This is a genomic window from Streptomyces sp. NPDC020747 (genome assembly GCF_044334695.1).
Classification (GTDB): Bacteria; Actinomycetota; Actinomycetes; order Streptomycetales; family Streptomycetaceae; genus Streptomyces.
In genome coordinates this window covers 99,989-115,897 of the sequence record NZ_JBIRTJ010000007.1, presented here as the reverse complement: position 1 = coordinate 115,897, position 15,909 = coordinate 99,989, and the positions used below count along the sequence as shown (strand labels likewise).

At 70.8% G+C, this 15,909-nt stretch carries 16 protein-coding genes; 6 read left to right on the top strand and 10 right to left on the bottom strand.

All coding sequences use genetic code 11. From position 1 onward, the window contains the following. Window positions 1-54: 54 nt before the first annotated feature. A complete protein-coding gene (locus tag ACH4YP_RS20030; RefSeq protein ID WP_398491531.1) occupies window positions 55-861 on the top strand; it encodes an EI24 domain-containing protein in 807 nt (268 codons plus the stop codon). Here the strand turns inward: ACH4YP_RS20030 and ACH4YP_RS20025 are convergent. Beyond that, window positions 851-2,098, bottom strand: coding sequence for a pyroglutamyl peptidase (locus ACH4YP_RS20025; protein WP_398491529.1), 1,248 nt, complete (start codon window positions 2,096-2,098; stop codon window positions 851-853). The genes ACH4YP_RS20030 and ACH4YP_RS20025 overlap by 11 nt on opposite strands. A gap of 128 nt (window positions 2,099-2,226) precedes the next feature. Further along, entirely contained in the window at window positions 2,227-2,862 is a 636-nt protein-coding gene (locus tag ACH4YP_RS20020; protein ID WP_361063730.1) for a TetR/AcrR family transcriptional regulator, read from the bottom strand. Between the two features lie 112 nt (window positions 2,863-2,974). Here ACH4YP_RS20020 and ACH4YP_RS20015 point away from each other — a divergent pair, with 112 nt between their 5' ends. Continuing rightward, window positions 2,975-5,425: a beta-glucosidase H gene (locus tag ACH4YP_RS20015; RefSeq protein ID WP_398491527.1), complete on the top strand. Its 2,451-nt coding sequence runs from the start codon at window positions 2,975-2,977 to the stop codon at window positions 5,423-5,425. Between the two features lie 15 nt (window positions 5,426-5,440). Here the strand turns inward: ACH4YP_RS20015 and ACH4YP_RS20010 are convergent, their stop codons facing one another. Next, window positions 5,441-6,355 (bottom strand): SGNH/GDSL hydrolase family protein, encoded by a 915-nt coding sequence (locus ACH4YP_RS20010; protein WP_398491525.1) that lies wholly within the window; start codon window positions 6,353-6,355, stop codon window positions 5,441-5,443. 197 nt (window positions 6,356-6,552) lie between these two features. On the opposite strand from ACH4YP_RS20010, the gene ACH4YP_RS20005 reads away from it, so the two are divergent. Beyond that, a complete protein-coding gene (locus tag ACH4YP_RS20005; protein WP_055611750.1) occupies window positions 6,553-7,047 on the top strand; it encodes a DUF3145 domain-containing protein in 495 nt (164 codons plus the stop codon). Between the two features lie 75 nt (window positions 7,048-7,122). Here the strand turns inward: ACH4YP_RS20005 and ACH4YP_RS20000 are convergent, their stop codons facing one another. From ACH4YP_RS20000 to fasR, 5 genes are all read right to left on the bottom strand, one after another. After that, the gene (locus ACH4YP_RS20000) at window positions 7,123-8,394 is read right to left on the bottom strand and encodes a beta-ketoacyl-[acyl-carrier-protein] synthase family protein (RefSeq protein WP_398491524.1); all 1,272 of its coding nucleotides are present in this window, start codon (window positions 8,392-8,394) and stop codon (window positions 7,123-7,125) included. 168 nt (window positions 8,395-8,562) lie between these two features. Further along, the gene (locus ACH4YP_RS19995; RefSeq protein WP_398491522.1) at window positions 8,563-8,811 is read right to left on the bottom strand and encodes an acyl carrier protein; all 249 of its coding nucleotides are present in this window, start codon (window positions 8,809-8,811) and stop codon (window positions 8,563-8,565) included. Between the two features lie 71 nt (window positions 8,812-8,882). Next, window positions 8,883-9,914 (bottom strand): ketoacyl-ACP synthase III, encoded by a 1,032-nt coding sequence (locus ACH4YP_RS19990; protein ID WP_266740182.1) that lies wholly within the window; start codon window positions 9,912-9,914, stop codon window positions 8,883-8,885. A 22-nt stretch (window positions 9,915-9,936) separates the two neighbouring features. Continuing rightward, window positions 9,937-10,872: an ACP S-malonyltransferase gene (locus ACH4YP_RS19985; RefSeq protein WP_361063715.1), complete on the bottom strand. Its 936-nt coding sequence runs from the start codon at window positions 10,870-10,872 to the stop codon at window positions 9,937-9,939. 89 nt (window positions 10,873-10,961) lie between these two features. Further along, on the bottom strand, window positions 10,962-12,167 hold the full coding sequence (gene fasR, locus ACH4YP_RS19980; RefSeq protein WP_055611755.1) for a fatty acid biosynthesis transcriptional regulator FasR: 1,206 nt from the start codon (window positions 12,165-12,167) through the stop codon (window positions 10,962-10,964). 81 nt (window positions 12,168-12,248) lie between these two features. On the opposite strand from fasR, the gene ACH4YP_RS19975 reads away from it, so the two are divergent. Further along, complete coding sequence (locus ACH4YP_RS19975) at window positions 12,249-12,902, top strand: pirin family protein (RefSeq protein ID WP_361063712.1); 654 nt, start codon at window positions 12,249-12,251, stop codon at window positions 12,900-12,902. Window positions 12,903-12,910: 8 nt separating this feature from the next. On the opposite strand, the gene ACH4YP_RS19970 is transcribed toward ACH4YP_RS19975, so the two are convergent. Both ACH4YP_RS19970 and ACH4YP_RS19965 read right to left on the bottom strand, forming a co-directional pair. Continuing rightward, window positions 12,911-13,738 carry a serine hydrolase domain-containing protein gene (locus ACH4YP_RS19970; RefSeq protein ID WP_361063709.1) on the bottom strand — a complete coding sequence of 276 codons (828 nt, stop codon included), beginning with the start codon at window positions 13,736-13,738 and terminating at the stop codon, window positions 12,911-12,913. A 56-nt stretch (window positions 13,739-13,794) separates the two neighbouring features. Then, window positions 13,795-14,265, bottom strand: a complete 471-nt coding sequence (locus ACH4YP_RS19965; protein WP_361063706.1) for a GNAT family N-acetyltransferase — start codon at window positions 14,263-14,265, stop codon at window positions 13,795-13,797. Between the two features lie 96 nt (window positions 14,266-14,361). Between ACH4YP_RS19965 and ACH4YP_RS19960 the strand changes: the two genes are divergently transcribed. Both ACH4YP_RS19960 and ACH4YP_RS19955 read left to right on the top strand, forming a co-directional pair. Further along, window positions 14,362-14,832: a MerR family transcriptional regulator gene (locus ACH4YP_RS19960; RefSeq protein WP_361063703.1), complete on the top strand. Its 471-nt coding sequence runs from the start codon at window positions 14,362-14,364 to the stop codon at window positions 14,830-14,832. Then, the gene (locus ACH4YP_RS19955; protein WP_361063701.1) at window positions 14,829-15,845 is read left to right on the top strand and encodes an aldo/keto reductase; all 1,017 of its coding nucleotides are present in this window, start codon (window positions 14,829-14,831) and stop codon (window positions 15,843-15,845) included. Before ACH4YP_RS19960 ends, ACH4YP_RS19955 begins: the two co-directional genes overlap by 4 nt. The last annotated feature ends 64 nt before the right edge of the window (window positions 15,846-15,909 follow it).

The following is a 15,909-nucleotide window of genomic DNA, read 5'->3' as shown; positions in this document are numbered from 1 at the left end:
GAGGGCCCGCAGCCGTCCACAACCCACCGGCGGAGCCCCCGGTATGGTGCAGGTATGCATGATCTTGGCGTGGGGTTCGGTTACTTGGTGCGGGGGCAGCGGTGGGTGACCCGCCACGGAAAGCAGTTCGGCTTCGGACTGATCCCGGGCCTCATCACCTTCGTCCTCTACGTGGCGGCCCTCGTCTCGCTCGCCCTCTGGGGCAGCGACTTCATCACCTGGGCCACCCCCTTCGCCGACGACTGGTCGAGCCCCTGGCTCGGTCTCTTCCGGGGATTCCTGACGGCGGTCCTCTTCGCCCTCGGCCTCCTGCTCTCCGTGGTCACGTTCACCGCCGTGACCCTTCTCCTCGGCCAGCCCTTCTACGAGAACCTCTCGGAGAAGGTGGACCGGGACGTCTCCCCGGACGGGACGGCACCCGAGTCGGGCCTGCCCCTGTGGCGCGAGCTCCTGATCTCGGCACGGGACAGCCTCCGGATCGTGGCCAGGGCCCTGGTCTGGGGCGTACTGCTCTTCGCGCTCGGGTTCGTCCCGTTCGTAGGACAGACCGTCGTCCCGGTGATCGGCTTCCTCGTCACCGGCTTCTTCCTCACCGAGGAACTGACGGCGGTCGCCCTGCAGCGCCGCGGCGTCGTACTCCGCGACCGCCTCACCATGCTCCGCTCCCGCAAGACGCTGATCTGGGGCTTCGGCACCCCGCTGGCCCTCGCCTTCCTCGTCCCCCTCGTCGCCGTGTTCCTGATGCCCGGCGCGGTCGCGGGCGCCACCTTGATGGCCCGCGATCTGATGGGCGAGGAGACTCGCGAAGAAGAGGACGAGGGAGAGGAAGAGGGCGAGCAGGCCGGCCGCGTCAGTCGGTGACGTTCGCCGCCACCTTCAGGATCGACCGGACCTGGGCGATGATGTCGAGCCGGTTCTGGATGAACTGGGGGTCGGTGACCGTCCCGCTCACCGGATCTGTGTTGCCCGTCCCGAACTGCAGGACAGGCGTGTGGACATGACCGCCGGGGAGTGAGCCGGTGAGGCCGAGTCGGTCCCGCAGCAGTGTGGCGCGGTACGCGATCTCGTTCGAGAGGTAGTTGCCGCCGCCGCCCGAGCGCGCGGTCGAGCCGGCGGTCGGTCCTTCGGGGCGTGCGACGGGAGTGGTGCCGCCCGCCGGGATCTCGGTCACCGACGTGTTGTCGTACACGGGGAAGCGGCCCGTGCTCGCGGCCACGATGTCCTTGTACGGCAACGTTGTCGACGTCCACTGCGGCTGCGATGCCGGGTCCGTGACCGGGACCGTCTCGGTGCGGGAGAGGTTCTCGTTGTCCGGGGAGCCGCCCCGCCAGGCCCCGTTGGTGCGTTCGACGTCGAACCGGTCCACCCGGCCCTGGCTGACCGTCGTGAACAGGTCGACGCGGGGGAGTTGCCGGCGCAGGGTCCGCTCCACCGTGCCGTCGGCGAAGTCCTGCCAGCGGACCGGGAAGACGGCGGTCTCGACGCGGGCCGGCCCGTCCGCCGTCTCGATCACCGTGCCGTCGAGGGCGAGGGCCGTGGCTCCGGACGGGTTGGAGGTCCGCGCGTCCCGGTCCAGTGTGAACGGGTCGAAGCCGGTCATCAGGATCCGCTTGACGCCCTTGGAATGCGGGTAGCGGATCGTGTCCTGTCCGCGGGAGGTGCGCTCAAGTGAGGTGAGAAGGCGGGTCCGTTGGGCCTCGGTGAGGTCGAACCGCGGGTCCCACTGGCGTACTTCACGGGTCATGCCGAGCCGCGCCCAGTACAGCGGGCGGTCGTCGTCCCGGCTCAGGTCGCCGCCCGCCGGGCCCCGGCCCTGCGCGCGGTCCACCGCCCGCTTCCACAGCCGCGCGCCCTGCCGTTCGACCACACGCTCGGCCTGCGCGTACGAACGGGCCTTGCCCAGGGCTCGTACGAACTCCGGTGCCACCGTGGCGAATCCGGAGCGGGCCAGGATCTCCTGGGGCGCCGCCCTGTCGAGTCGTCGCTCCTCCACGGTGGGCGCGGCGGCGGGGTCCTCCGCCGCGTGGGCGGGCGGGGCCGCGAGGCCGGTCAGCAGGGCCAGGCCGAGGGCGCCGAGCTGAACACGTATGTGCGTCAAGGTAGTTCAGGTCCTTCCGTCGCGAATGAGGGCCGTCGTCGGATGGCGGCAGTATGCGTGACGGGCGGGACGTGCGCCATGGCGCGTGATCCGAGGGGTGTGCGAGTCGGGTGCGGGGCGTGTGGCGATCAGCCTCCGTCGGCCCCGGGGCCGGGAGCGGGAGCGGAGTCGGCGCCGGGGCCCTCGCCCAGCAGCGTGAGGAAGTCCCGGAACGCCGCCGGCATGTCCACCGACTCCGGCGCGAGCAGCCACTGGTACTGCAGCCCGTCCACCACCGCCACGAGCAGGGGAGCGGCCCGCTCCGGAGTGAGCCCGCTCGGCAGCCGTTCCCCGTACTCGGCCCGCAGCAGCTGCGCCATGTCCGCCCGCACCACTTCGTAACGCTCGGTGAAGAACTCGCGTGCCGGGTGCCCCTCCGTGACGCTCTCGCCGAGCAGCGCCGAGAAGGTCTGCACGATGCCGGGTCGCATCGCGTTGTACTCGACCAACTGGTTCAGCAGATCGAGCCGCAGCCTGGTGCCGGGCACCGCGTCCCACTGGTCGCGCTCCGCCATCAGGGCGACGAGCAGCGCCTCCTTGGTGGGGAAGTGGTGCAGCAGCCCCTGCTGGGTGAGCCCGACCCGCTCGGCGACGGCGGCCAGACTCGCGCCCCGGTAACCGCGCTCGGCGATCACCTCCAGCGTCGCCCGGAGAATCTCCGCGCGCCGCTCCACGCTTCTGGCCGACCGGGGGGCCTTGCTCGTCATGACGTCACCGTACGACATGGACACGATCTCCAGCCCATCAAAAGTAACATAAAGATAACGAAACCTACCGCTCTACAGGTGGTGGATGCAGGATGGGGCGACGGCACGGACTTCAACAAGGAGGCACGCCATGGCGGGAACCCAGGGAACCCGGTCCACCCCGGCCGACCAGGCACGCGAGGCCGTGGTCGAGACCGCGCTCGCGAAGCTCGACCTGGACGCGAAGGCGCGGCTGCTCGCCGGACAGGACATGTGGTCCCTGCCCGCCCTGCCGGAGATCGGCCTGAAGTCGCTGGTCATGTCCGACGGTCCGATAGGGGTGCGCGGAGTGCGCTGGACCTCGGGCGACCCGTCCGTCGCGCTGCCCTCCCCGACCGCCCTCGCCGCCACCTGGGACCCCGAACTCGCCCGCAGGGCAGGCGTGTTGCTCGCCCAGGAGGCCCGCCGCAAGGGCGTCCACGTACTCCTCGCCCCGACCGTCAACCTGCAGCGCTCCCCGCTCGGCGGCCGGCACTTCGAGGCCTACAGCGAGGACCCGTACCTGACCGGCCGCATCGGCACCGGTTATGTGCGGGGCGTCCAGTCCGGCGGCGTCGGCACCACTGTCAAGCACTTCGTCGCCAACGACGCCGAGACCGACCGCTTCACGGTGAACAACGTGGTCGGCGAACGCGCCCTGCGCGAGCTGTACCTGGCCCCCTTCGAGGCGATCGTCGAGAACGCCCACCCCTGGGGCATCATGACCGCCTACAACTCGGTCAACGGCACGACGATGACCGAGCACCGCCACCTGGTCAACGAGATCCTGCGCGGCGAGTGGGGCTTCGACGGCTTCAACGTCTCCGACTGGATGGCCGCCCGCGACACCGTCGCCGACATCGAGGGCGGCCTCGACGTAGCCATGCCCGGCCCCCGCACCGTCTACGGCGAGGCCCTCGCCCAGTCCGTACGGGACGGCAGGGTCGAGGAGTCCACCGTCGACGGGGCCGTCCGCAACGTACTGCGGCTCGCCGCCCGCGTCGGCATCCTGGAGGGCGCGCAGCCGGCCGTCACCGACATCCCCGAGACCGTCGACGGCGAGGCACTCGCCCGCGAGATCGCCCGCCGCGCCTTCGTCCTCGTACGCAACGAGAACAACGCACTGCCCCTCAAGAGCGGCAGCGTGGCCCTGATCGGCGCCGCCGCCCGCGACGCCCGCGTCCTCGGCGGCGGCTCCGCCGTCGTCTTCCCGGCCCGGATCGTCTCCCCGCTCGACGGCCTCACCGACGCCCTCCCCGACGGCAGCCTCAGCTACGCCGTCGGCGCCGACCCGAACACCGAACTCGCCATCGCGGACAAGGGGTTCGAGCTGCGCGCCCGCTGCCGCGACGAGGCGGGCACCCTCATCGGGACCGGCGCCACCCCCACCGGCGAGGTCAACTGGATGGGCTCCGACCTCCCCGACGGCGTCACCTACGACACCCTCCACACCGTGGAGCTGACCGGCACCTTCACCCCGCGCACGAGCGGCACGCACACCATCGGCATCAAGGGCGCCGGCGCCTTCACCCTCACCGTGGACGGCACGACGTACTTCGACGACGTCCAGCGCCCCGCCGACGACTCCGACCCCTTCGAGGCCTTCTTCGGGCTCCCGCAGCCCCACGCCGAGGTCGAACTCACCGCCGGGCAGCCGGTCGAGGTCTCCCTCACCTTCGTCGTCACCCTCCCCGAGGACATCCCCTTCAAGGCCGTCGTCTTCGCCCTCACCCACCAGGAGCCGCAGCGCGACGAGGACGAGCTGATCGCGGAGGCCGTGGCCGCCGCCCGCGCCGCCGACACCGCCGTCGTCGTGGTCGCCACCACCGAGCGCGTCGAGTCCGAGGGCTTCGACCGCAAGAACCTGCGCCTGCCCGGCCGCCAGGACGACCTCGTCCACGCCGTCGCCGCCGCCAACCCCAACACCGTCGTGGTCGTCAACTCCGGCTCCCCGGTCGAGCTGCCCTGGCGGGACGAGGTCGCCGCGGTCCTGCTGAGCTGGTTCCCCGGCCAGGAGGGCGGCGCCGCCCTCGCGGACGTCCTCACGGGCGCGTACGAGCCGGGCGGCCGGCTTCCCACCACCTGGGGCTCCCTCACCGACGCCCCGGTCACCCAGGTGGTCCCCGCCGACGGCGAACTCCCGTACACCGAGGGCGTGTTCATCGGCTACCGAGCCTGGGAGAAGGCGGGCCGCACCCCGACGTACCCCTTCGGCCACGGCCTCGGCTACACCGACTGGACGTACGACTCCATCGACGTGACCGGCACGACGGTCACGGTCCGCGTCACCAACTCCGGCACCCGCGAGGGCCGCGAGACCGTCCAGATCTACGTGTCACCGTCGGAGCCCACTCCCGACCGCCCGACCCGCCGGCTGGCGGGCTTCGCGACGGCAGAGGCGACCCCGGGCGAAACAGTCACCGTCACCATCGAACTCCCGACCCGGGCCTTCGAGACCTGGGACGAGCGGACCAACGCCTGGACACCCGTGAAGGGCCCGTACGAGATCGAGGCGTCCCACTCGCTCACCGACTGCAGGCTGAGGGCAACCATCGCCCCGTAAAGGGCGCCTCCACCTTTACGCCGGAGGCGTACGCGAAGTCACCGCCGCGTACGCCATCTCCGCGAGCCGGGCCTGCCCGTTCTTGCTGGGATGGAACCAGTCCCAGTGACTCAACTGCTTCGTGCCGAACCGGTACTCGAACACCGCCCCACCGTCGAACCGGCACCGCTGATCCTTCGCGCACACCGCCCGCAGCACCGAGTTGTACGACTCCACCCGGTCCTGCACCGTGTCCCGCCGCAAGGTCGCGGCCGAGTCCAGCGCGTCGGCGTCTGCGAGCATCGACGGGCAGATGCCGAGCTTCCAGATCTGCTTGCTCAGCTGGTTGGTCCGCCCCTGAGACCACAGCCGCTTCAGATCGGGCACGCTGGACACATACACCTGGGTCTTCGGCAGCGCCTCCCGCAGGGTGGTCAGCGCGTCCTGGAACTGGGAGCGGAACTCCGCCACCGAGGTCATCGCGGACACCGACGAGCGGCAGGCGTCGTTCGCGCCGGCCATGACCGTGACCAGCTCGGGCTTCTTCGCCGCGGCCTGGGCCATCTGGCCGGGCAGGTCGGCCATGCGGGAGCCGGTCTGCGCGTAGTTCCAACTGTGCCGGGCGGCACCGGCCGTCCCGAGGAGCCGTACCGCGAGGCTGTTCACCTTCGTGTCGGTGCCCGTCGCCCACGAGGCCTCGGGGCAGTCGGACAGCACCGAGCAGGCGTCGAAGCCGCGGGTGATGGAGTCGCCGACCGCGGCCAGCGAACCCGGGCTGTCGTCCCAGGCGGGCGTGGGCTTGGGGGACGGCTTCGCGGCGCGCGCGGAGGTGCCGGTGGGCCCTGGAGAGTTGCCGCCGCTCGCGTCACATCCGGCCAGCCCCACGACACCCAGCAGAGCCGCCACCGCGGCCGCGGCGACACCCCGTGAACCGTGACCACGCTTCCGCATCCCCAGTTCCCCTCGTTCGTCACGCAACGGCGGCCCGCCCAGGAGCGTCCCCCTGGGTGAAACCTCCGTGTTTCCGGGCGCTGGGACCGACGGTACGTCACACTCCTTGCGCCGCCGCACGGTAGCCTCGCCACGTGGCTGCCCAGCCACTGACGTTCCGCCAAAGTACAAGATGCCCGCTCTGTCCGGAGGTCCCAGTGACGACACGTGGAGTTCTCTACGTGCACTCCGCGCCGCGTGCGCTGTGCCCGCACGTCGAATGGGCAGTCGCGGGTGTGCTCGGCACGCGAGTCAGCCTCGACTGGATCAGACAGCCCGCGTCACCCGGCACCTGGAGATCCGAGTTCTCCTGGAAGGGCGAGGTCGGCACGGCCTCCAAGCTCGCCTCGGCGCTGCGCGGCTGGCAGATGCTGCGCTTCGAGGTCACCGCCGAACCGTGCGCCACCGCCGAGGGAGAGCGCTACAGCTGCACCCCTGAGCTGGGCATCTTCCACGCCGTGACCGGCATCCACGGCGACATCCTGATCCCCGAGGACCGCCTGCGCGCCGCCCTGGTCCGCTCCCAGCAGGGCGAGACGCAACTGGAGTCCGAACTCACCAAACTCCTCGGCAAGCCCTGGGACGACGAACTGGAGCCCTTCCGCTACGCGGGCGAGGGCGCTCCCGTCCGCTGGCTCCACCAGGTGGTCTGACGAAGAACGACAAGTGGCCCGGGTTCCTCACCGAGGAACCCGGGCCACTCACCGTCAAGACAAAAACGGCCGAAATCAGACCGTACGGAATGCCAGAACCACGTTGTGCCCGCCGAACCCGAACGAGTCGTTCAGCGCGGCGATCCGTCCCTCGACGGGCAGCTTCCGGGCCTCACCACGAACGATGTCGGCGGTGGCCTCGGCCTCGGGGTCGAGGTTGTCGACGTTGATGGTCGGCGGCGCGATCCGGTTGTAGAGCGCCAGCACCGTGGCGACGGACTCGACACCACCGGCGCCACCCAGCAGATGCCCGGTCATGGACTTCGTACCGGAGACCGCGAAGTGGTCGGCGTCGTCGCCGAAGACCTTGCGCAGCGCCTTCAGTTCGGCCACGTCACCGGCCGGCGTGGAGGTCGCGTGCGCGTTGACGTGCACGATCTCCGCCGGGTTCAGGTCGGTGTTGTCCATCAGGTTCTGCAGGGCGTGGGCGATGCCCCGCCCCTCGGGCTCCGGCTGCACGATGTCGTGGCCGTCGGCCGAGATGCCCTGGCCGACCGCCTCCGCGTACACACGGGCACCGCGTGCCGCGGCGTGCTCGGCGGACTCCAGGACGATGACGCCCGCGCCCTCGCCGAGGACGAAGCCGTCCCGGCCGAGGTCGTAGGGACGCGAGGCGCCCTGCGGGTCGTCGTTGTTCTTGGACATCGCCATCATGTTGCCGAAGGCGGCGATGGGCAGCGGGTGGATCGCCGCCTCCGTACCACCGGCGACGACGACGTCGGCGCGGCCGGTGCGGATCATCTCGATGGCGTAGCCGATGGCCTCGGCGCCCGACGCGCAGGCGGAGACCGGGGTGTGCACACCGGCGCGGGCACCGACGAGCAGACCCACGTTGGCCGAGGGGCCGTTCGGCATGAGCATGGGGACGGTGTGCGGGGAGACGCGGCGTACGCCCTTCTCCTTGAGCACGTCGTACTGGTCGAGCAGGGTCGTGACGCCACCGATGCCGGAGGCGATGACCGTGCCGAGACGGTCGGGGTCGACCGAAGCGTCCTCGCCCGCCTTGTCGGTGTAACCGGCGTCCGCCCAGGCCTCCTTGGCCGCGATCAGCGCGAACTGCGCCGAGCGGTCGAGGCGGCGGGCCTGCGGGCGCGGAATGACCTCGCCCGGCTCCACGGCGATCTGCGCCGCGATACGGACCGCCTGGTCGGCGGCCCAGTCCTGCTCCAGAGGGCGGACACCGGAACGTCCGGCGACCAGGCCCTCCCAGGTAGAGGCTGCGTCGCCACCCAGCGGTGTGGTTGCGCCGATACCGGTGACGACCACGGTGCGATTGGTCGGGCTCACGGGAATTCTTTCTCCAACGGATACGAGGATTCAGCGGCGCCACCGCCGGGTGGCGGGGCTAGGTCCTGTCGTCACATTCGCGTCGTCCGCCCGGAGGGCGGGCCAGGCGTCGCCCGGCAGACGGGAATGTGACGACAGGACCTGGCAGCGTCCGGGGTGAGGGTGGGCTCAGCCCTGGTTCTTGAGGATGTAATCGGTCGCGTCGCCGACCGTCTTGAGGTTCTTGACGTCGTCGTCCGGGATCTTGACGTCGAAGCGCTCTTCGGCGGCGACGACGACCTCGACCATGGACAGCGAGTCGACGTCCAGGTCGTCGGTGAAGGACTTCTCCAGCTGGACGTCCTCGACCGGGATGCCGGCGATCTCGTTCACGATGTCGGCGAGACCGGCGACGATCTCTTCCTGAGTGGCGGCCATGTCAGGCGCTCCTTCTTGTGTGTCCAGAGGGTGTGGCGGTACTCCCGCCCGGAAGGTTCCGGGCGGTGTGCCTAGGGGAGGGTAACGACCGTCGCGGCGTATACGAGACCCGCCCCGAAGCCGATGACGAGCGCGGTGTCGCCGCTCTTCGCCTCGCCGGTCGCCAGGAGCCGCTCCATCGCGAGCGGAATCGAGGCGGCCGAGGTGTTACCGGTGGTGCGCACGTCACGGGCGACCGTGACGTGTTCCGGCAGCTTGAGAGTCTTCACCATCGAGTCGATGATCCGCTCGTTGGCCTGGTGGGGAATGAAGACGTCCAAGTCGTCCGCAGTGAGTCCGGCGGCGTCCAGCGCCTCCTTGGCGACCTTCGCCATCTCGAACACGGCCCAGCGGAACACCGCCTGGCCTTCCTGCGTGATCGCGGGAAACTTGACCTCGCCCTTGGAGTCCAGGGGCAGCTCGGACACGTCCCCGATCCGGAAACGGTCCCAGGGGATGGTCTGCTTGATCGTGTTGGACTTGTCGCCCTCGGAACCCCAGACGGTGGGGCCGATGTGCGGCTCCTGGGAGGGGCCCACGACGACCGCGCCCGCGCCGTCACCGAACAGGAAGGCCGTCGCGCGGTCCTCCAGGTCGGTCAGGTCGGAGAGCCGCTCGACGCCGATGACGAGCACGTACTCGGCGGAGCCTTCGACGACCATGCCCTTGGCGAGGGTCAGTCCGTAGCCGAAGCCGGCGCAGCCCGCCGAGATGTCGAAGGCCGCGGCCTTCGCCGTGCCGAGCTTGTCGGCGATCTCGGTGGCGACGGCCGGGGTCTGGCTGAAGTGCGAGACGGTCGAGACGACCACGGCGCCGATCTGCTCGGCGCTGATCCCGGCGTCGGCGATCGCCTTGCCGGACGCCTCGATCGACATGGCGGCGACGGTCTCCTCGTCGTTCGCCCAGTGCCGGGTCTCGATGCCGGAGCGCGAGCGGATCCACTCGTCGGACGAGTCGATCGTTTCGAGGATCACCTCGTTCGGCACGACACGGACCGGGCGGTAGCCGCCGACACCGAGGATGCGCGCGTACGGGGCGCCCTTGCTGGGCTTGATCTTCGACATGCTCTGTCGGCTCCTTACGCGCTCAGGCGGAGGCGTGCTCGGCGATGAGCTCGCGAGCCGCGTCCAGGTCGTCGGGTGTCTTCAGCGCCAGCGTCTTCACACCGGGCAGCGCGCGCTTGGCGAGACCGGTCAGGGTGCCGCCGGGGCACACCTCCAGGAGCGCGGTCACGCCCAGTTCCTTGAAGGTCTCCATGCACAGGTCCCAGCGGACCGGGTTGGCGACCTGGCCGACCAGCCGGGCCAGGACCTCCGAGCCGGCGGTGACGGCCTGTCCGTCCCTGTTCGACACGTACGTGAGCTTCGGGTCGGCGGGCGACAGCTCGGCCGCGGCACGGGCGAGGGTGTCGACCGCCGGGGCCATGTGGTGCGTGTGGAACGCGCCCGCGACCTTGAGGGCCACCACGCGGCGTACGCCCTCGGGCTTGTCGGCCTCCAGGACGGCCAGCTCCTCCAGCGTGCCGGCGGCCACGACCTGGCCCGCGCCGTTCACGTTCGCCGGAGTCAGACCGAGCTTCTCCAGATGCGGGATCGTCACTTCCGGGTCGCCGCCGAGCAGCGCCGACATTCCGGTGGCGGTGGCGGCGGTCGCCTCCGCCATGGCCAGCCCGCGGACGCGGACGAGGCGGACGGCCTCCTCGTCGGGGAGCACCCCGGCGAGCGCGGCGGCGGTCAGCTCGCCGACGCTGTGTCCGGCGACGGCGCCGACCCTGCGGGGCAGCTCGGCCGGGTCGTCGAAGAGCGTGTACGCCGAGGTCAGCCCGGCCGCGACCAGGAGCGGCTGCGCCACCGCGGTGTCACGGATCTCCTCCGCGTCCCCCTCGGTGCCGTAACGGATCAGGTCGAGCTCCACGGCGTCGGACCACGCCTCAAGGGCACCGCGGACACCGGGGAGGTCGAGCCAGGGAGTCAGGAAGCCGGGCGTCTGGGCGCCCTGGCCGGGAGCGACGAGTACGAGCACTCTCACACTCTCTCTTGTGGACGGGTACGGCCGCCCGTGGGGACAGGGACGAAGAACAGGAGGGGGAATTGTAGGTCCCCGACAAAAGCCTAGAGCTGGGGATCTCCATCGGCCAGACGTCCCAGGATCAGCGCGATCCGCAGCGTGAACGCCGAACGTACATCCGAGGGCGACCAGCCGGTGACGTCAGTCACACGTCGAAGCCGGTAGCGCACGGTGTTGGGGTGTACGAAGAGCATCCGGGCCGCCCCTTCGAGACTGCTCGCCTGTTCGAGATAGACGCTCAGCGTCTCCAGGAGAGCGGACCCGGCCTCCTCCAGTGGTCTGTAGATCTCCTCCACCAACTGTTCACGAGCAGAGGGATCCGAGGCGATCGCGCGCTCCGGCAGCAGATCGTCCGCCAGGACCGGCCGCGGGGCGTCCTGCCAGGCGAAACACGCCTTGAGGCCGGCGGCCGCCGCCTGCGCGGAGCGGGTCGCGGCGAGCAGGTCGGGCACGACGGGCCCGGCCACCACGGGTCCCGCGGCATACGGCCCGATCAGGGACTTGGCGACAGCGAGCGGATTGTCGCTGCCGCCCGCGATGACGACCAGCCGGTCCCCGAGCACCCCGGTCAGCACCTGGAGCTTGGCGTGCCGGGCGGCCCGCCGGATGGCCTCGACGGTCAGCTCGCTGTCACCGTCGGGCGCCGTGCCCAGCACCACGCACACATGCTCGGGCGAGTTCCAGCCGAGCGCCGCGGCACGGCTGACCGCGCCCTCGTCGGCCTCACCGGACAGCACCGCGTTCACGACCAGGGACTCCAGCCGGGCGTCCCAGGCGCCGCGCGCCTCGGCGGCCTGCGCGTACACCTGGGCGGTCGCGAAGGCGATCTCGCGCGCGTACACGAGCAGCGCCTCGCGGAGCACAGACTCGTCGCCGGGAGCGGCCACCTCGTCGATGGCGCTCTCCATGACCTCGATGGTCGTGCGCACCATCTCGACGGTCTGGCGCAGCGTGATCGCCCTGGTCAGCTCGCGCGGCGCGGTGCCGAAGACGTCCGTGGAGATCGCCTGGGGAGCGTCCGGATGCCGGAACCACTCCTTGAACGCGGCGATACCGGCCTGGGCGACGAGGCCGATCCACGACCGGTTCTCCGGGGACATCGCCCGGTACCACGGCAGCGTCTCGTCCATGCGCGCGATCGCCTGGGCGGCGAGACTGCCGGACGACTTCTCCAGCCGCTTCAGGGTCGCGGCGTGCGCATGGGCGGCGCGGGCGGCGCGTTCGGTGTTGCTGGATTCGGGTTCGGGCACGGGACAAGACTGCCTTATCAGGACGGGAGTATGCGGCGGAGGGTCTCGGACGGCCCGTCCGACGGGTCTACGGTGGGGTCCGTGATGGACGTACGGCGCGGCGACGAGCGCTACCGCGGAGGCGACCCGACGGCCGGGATCGACTCCCTGCACGCCTTCTCCTTCGGCCCGCACTACGACCCGGACAACCTGCGCTTCGGCGCGGTCATCGCCTGCAACGAGGAGCGCCTCGCGCCCGGCGCGGGCTTCGACGAGCACCCGCACAGCCACACCGAGATCGTCACCTGGGTCGTCGAGGGTGAGCTGACCCACCGCGACACGGCCGGCCACGAGTCGGTCGTACGCCCCGGGGACGTCCAGCGCCTCAGCTCGGCGGGCGGTGTCCGCCACGTCGAACGCAACGACGGCGACACGCCGTTGCTCTTCGTCCAGATGTGGCTCGCCCCGCTGGAGCCGGGCGGCGACCCCGCGTACGAGGTCGTCCACGGCATCGCCGACTCCACCCCGTACGCCGTCCCGGAGGCGGCCGCGATGCTCCACGTACGCCGCCTGGCGCCGGGGGAGCGCACCGCCGTCCCGGACGCCCCCTTCGTGTACGCGCATGTCGTACGCGGCGAGGTCCTGCTGGACAGCTGGGTGTTGAGCCCCGGGGACGCGGCCCGGATCACGGACGCGAAGGACCTGGAGGCGGTCGCCCGGGACGGGGCGGAGCTGCTGTTCTGGGAGATGGCGTAGGGAGCCTCTTACGGGGTGCTGGAGAGTTCGGCCAGCACCGCGTCCGTGAAGGCGGGCCACACCTCGACGGCCCACGGCCCGAACGCCCGGTCCGTCAGCGCCACGCAGGCCGCCCCCGCGACGGGGTCGATCCACAGGAACGTACCCGACTGCCCGAAGTGCCCGAAGGTCCGAGGCGAGGACGAACCGCCCGTCCAGTGGGGTGACTTGGAGTCCCTGATCTCGAAGCCGAGGCCCCAGTCGTTGGGGTTCTGGTGCCCGTACCCCGGCAGGACACCCTTCGTCCCCGGGTACTGCACCGTCATCGCCTCGGCGACGGTCCGCGGGTCGAGCAACCGCGGAGCCTGCACCTCGGCGGCGAACCGCACCAGATCGTCGACGGTCGAGACACCGTCCTTCGCCGGCGAGCCGTCGAGGGTCGTCGACGTCATCCCGAGCGGTTCGAGCACCGCCTGCTTCAGATACTCGCCGAAGGGAATCTCCGTCGCCTTCGCGATGTGATCCCCCAACTGCTCGAACCCGGCGTTGGAGTACAGCCGCCGCAGCCCCGGCGCCGCGGTCACCCGGTGCTCGTCGAAAGCGAGCCCGCTGGTGTGCGCGAGCAGATGCCGCACGGTGGACCCCTCGGGCCCGGCGGGCTCGTCGAGTTCGACGGCCCCCTCCTCGTACGCGACCAGGGCGGCGTAGGCGGCGAGGGGCTTCGTCACGGAGGCCAGCGCGAACCGTTGCGAGGTGGGCCCGTGAGCCCCGAGCACGGTGCCGTCCGCCCGCACGACGGCGGCGGCAGCGGCAGGAACGGGCCACTCTTCGATCAGCGCAAGACTCTCCAAAGACATGAACAAGAGCCTACGACCACGGTGATACGGCGCGACCGGCCCCCACCGGCCCGCACTCAGAACCGAAGCCGCATCAACGGATCAGGCGTACGCACGAACCCCATCGACGCATAGAGCGGCGCGGCCTCCGCCGACGCGGTCAGATCGATCTGCCGAACCCCCTGCTCCCGGAACCACGCCACCAGCGCCTCCATACAGGCCCGCGCGTACCCCCGCCGCCGCATCTCAGGATCGGTCGCCACGCTGAACACGTAACCGATCCGCCCGTGCGGATTCCCGGCCCGCCCGATCCGGTACTCCACGGTCCCCGCGACCAGCGCCCCCAGCGCCCCCACCCGCTCGGGGTGATCGACGACGAACGCGGCGAAACCCCCGTCGGGATCGGCCAGCCGCCCCCGTACGGTGGTCAGGGACTCGGTGTGCCAGGCGGTGGACGTGTCCGCCCCGGCCATGGAGTCGATCATCACCTGACGCAGTCGAAGGAGTTCCTCGGCGTCCTTGGGCACGGCACGACGTACAAGACTCATGATCGGCACGGTAGCCACGGACCCGGGCCGATGTCGTCGGAATTTCATCGGAATCCGCTTGCTTGGAGTGCACTCCAAGGTTTTAGCGTTGGGGCCATGACGGTGATGGAGACCGAGACCACGGACAGCAGGAACGACACCTGTGCCGGCCCGCCGCACGCGGCCCGGCGTCCGGACGGCCAGGACCAGTACACGATCAGCGAGGTCGTCGCCTTCACCGGCCTGACGGCACACACCCTCCGCTGGTACGAGCGGATCGGGCTGATGCCCCACGTCGACCGCTCGCACACCGGCCAGCGCCGCTACAGCAACCGCGATCTCGACTGGCTCGACCTCGTCGGCAAGCTGCGGCTGACCGGGATGCCGGTGGCCGGGATGGTGCGGTACGCGGAGATGGTGCGCGAGGGCGATCACACGTACGGCGACCGCTTCGAGCTGCTCGAAGCCACCCGCCGGGACGTACGGGCGCGGATCGCCGAGCTCCAGGACACCCTCGCGGTGCTCGACCGGAAAATCAATTTCTATGCGGACGCCGGGCGGGCCCTGGCGTCGGAGAGGTCCCGATGACGGACAGCAGGATCGCGAAGGCACAGCTCGGTACGGGCGGCCCCGAGGTCGGAGTGCAGGGCCTGGGCTGCATGGGCATGAGCTTCGCGTACGGCCCGACGGACACCGAGGAGGCACGGGCCACGTTGGAGCGCGCGCTGGAACTGGGCGTGACGCTGTACGACACGGCGGACGTCTACGGCCATGGGGAGAACGAGAAGTTCCTGTCGCCGTTCTTCCGGGCGCACCGCGACGAGGTCGTCATCGCGACCAAGTTCGCCCTGACGATCCCGCCGGACGAGCCGGCGAAGCGGATCATCCGCAACGACCCGCCGTACATCAGGCAGGCCGTGGAGGCGAGCCTCAAGCGGCTCGACGTCGATGTGATCGACCTCTACTACATGCACCGCCGTGACGTGAACGTCCCCATCGAGGAGACCGTCGGCGCCATGGCCGAGCTGGTCCGCGAGGGCAAGGTCAAGCAACTCGGCCTCAGCGAGGTCACGGGCGGCGAACTCCGTGCCGCGCAGGCGGTGCACCCGATCGCGGCCGTCCAGTCCGAGTGGTCGCTGTTCAGCAGGGACATCGAGGCGGGCGTGGTTCCGGCGGCCCGCGAACTGGGCGTGACCCTGGTCCCGTACTCCCCGCTCGGCCGGGGCTTCCTCACCGGCTCCTTCACGAACGCCGACACGGAGCTCACCGCCGACGACTTCCGCCGTCGGCAGCCCCGCTTCACCGGCGACAACGCGGCGGCGAACGCGGCCCTCCTGGAGCCGATCCGGGCGGTGGCGAAGGCCCACGACGCCTCCGCGGGCCAGATCGCCCTGGCCTGGGTCCACCAGCAGGCGTCCGTGCACGACCTCCCGGTCGTCCCCATCCCGGGCACCCGCAGGCGCACCCGGATCGAGGAGAACACGGCGGCCACCCGCATCACGCTGAGCGAGGACGACCTGGGAGTACTGGACGCGATCGCCTCCCAGGTATCGGGCAACCGCTACCCGGACATGACGTTCGCATCGGCGGGCCGGGAGTAGCCCGGCGTCTCGGGGCGGGGCGAGAGGCGGTGCCCGGTAAGGGGCACGGGGCACCGCTCACACA

What these genes read in the sequence shown, in the direction of transcription:
- ACH4YP_RS20015 (WP_398491527.1), top strand. Translation starts at nt 2,975, where the DNA reads ATGGCGGGAACCCAGGGAACCCGGTCCACCCCGGCCGACCAGGCACGC.
- ACH4YP_RS19995 (WP_398491522.1), bottom strand. Translation starts at nt 8,811, where the DNA reads ATGGCCGCCACTCAGGAAGAGATCGTCGCCGGTCTCGCCGACATCGTG.
- ACH4YP_RS20010 (WP_398491525.1), bottom strand. Translation starts at nt 6,355, where the DNA reads ATGCGGAAGCGTGGTCACGGTTCACGGGGTGTCGCCGCGGCCGCGGTG.
- ACH4YP_RS19970 (WP_361063709.1), bottom strand. Translation starts at nt 13,738, where the DNA reads ATGTCTTTGGAGAGTCTTGCGCTGATCGAAGAGTGGCCCGTTCCTGCC.
- ACH4YP_RS20020 (WP_361063730.1), bottom strand. Translation starts at nt 2,862, where the DNA reads ATGTCGTACGGTGACGTCATGACGAGCAAGGCCCCCCGGTCGGCCAGA.
- ACH4YP_RS19965 (WP_361063706.1), bottom strand. Translation starts at nt 14,265, where the DNA reads ATGAGTCTTGTACGTCGTGCCGTGCCCAAGGACGCCGAGGAACTCCTT.
- ACH4YP_RS20030 (WP_398491531.1), top strand. Translation starts at nt 55, where the DNA reads ATGCATGATCTTGGCGTGGGGTTCGGTTACTTGGTGCGGGGGCAGCGG.
- ACH4YP_RS19955 (WP_361063701.1), top strand. Translation starts at nt 14,829, where the DNA reads ATGACGGACAGCAGGATCGCGAAGGCACAGCTCGGTACGGGCGGCCCC.
- ACH4YP_RS19990 (WP_266740182.1), bottom strand. Translation starts at nt 9,914, where the DNA reads ATGTCGAAGATCAAGCCCAGCAAGGGCGCCCCGTACGCGCGCATCCTC.
- ACH4YP_RS19960 (WP_361063703.1), top strand. Translation starts at nt 14,362, where the DNA reads ATGACGGTGATGGAGACCGAGACCACGGACAGCAGGAACGACACCTGT.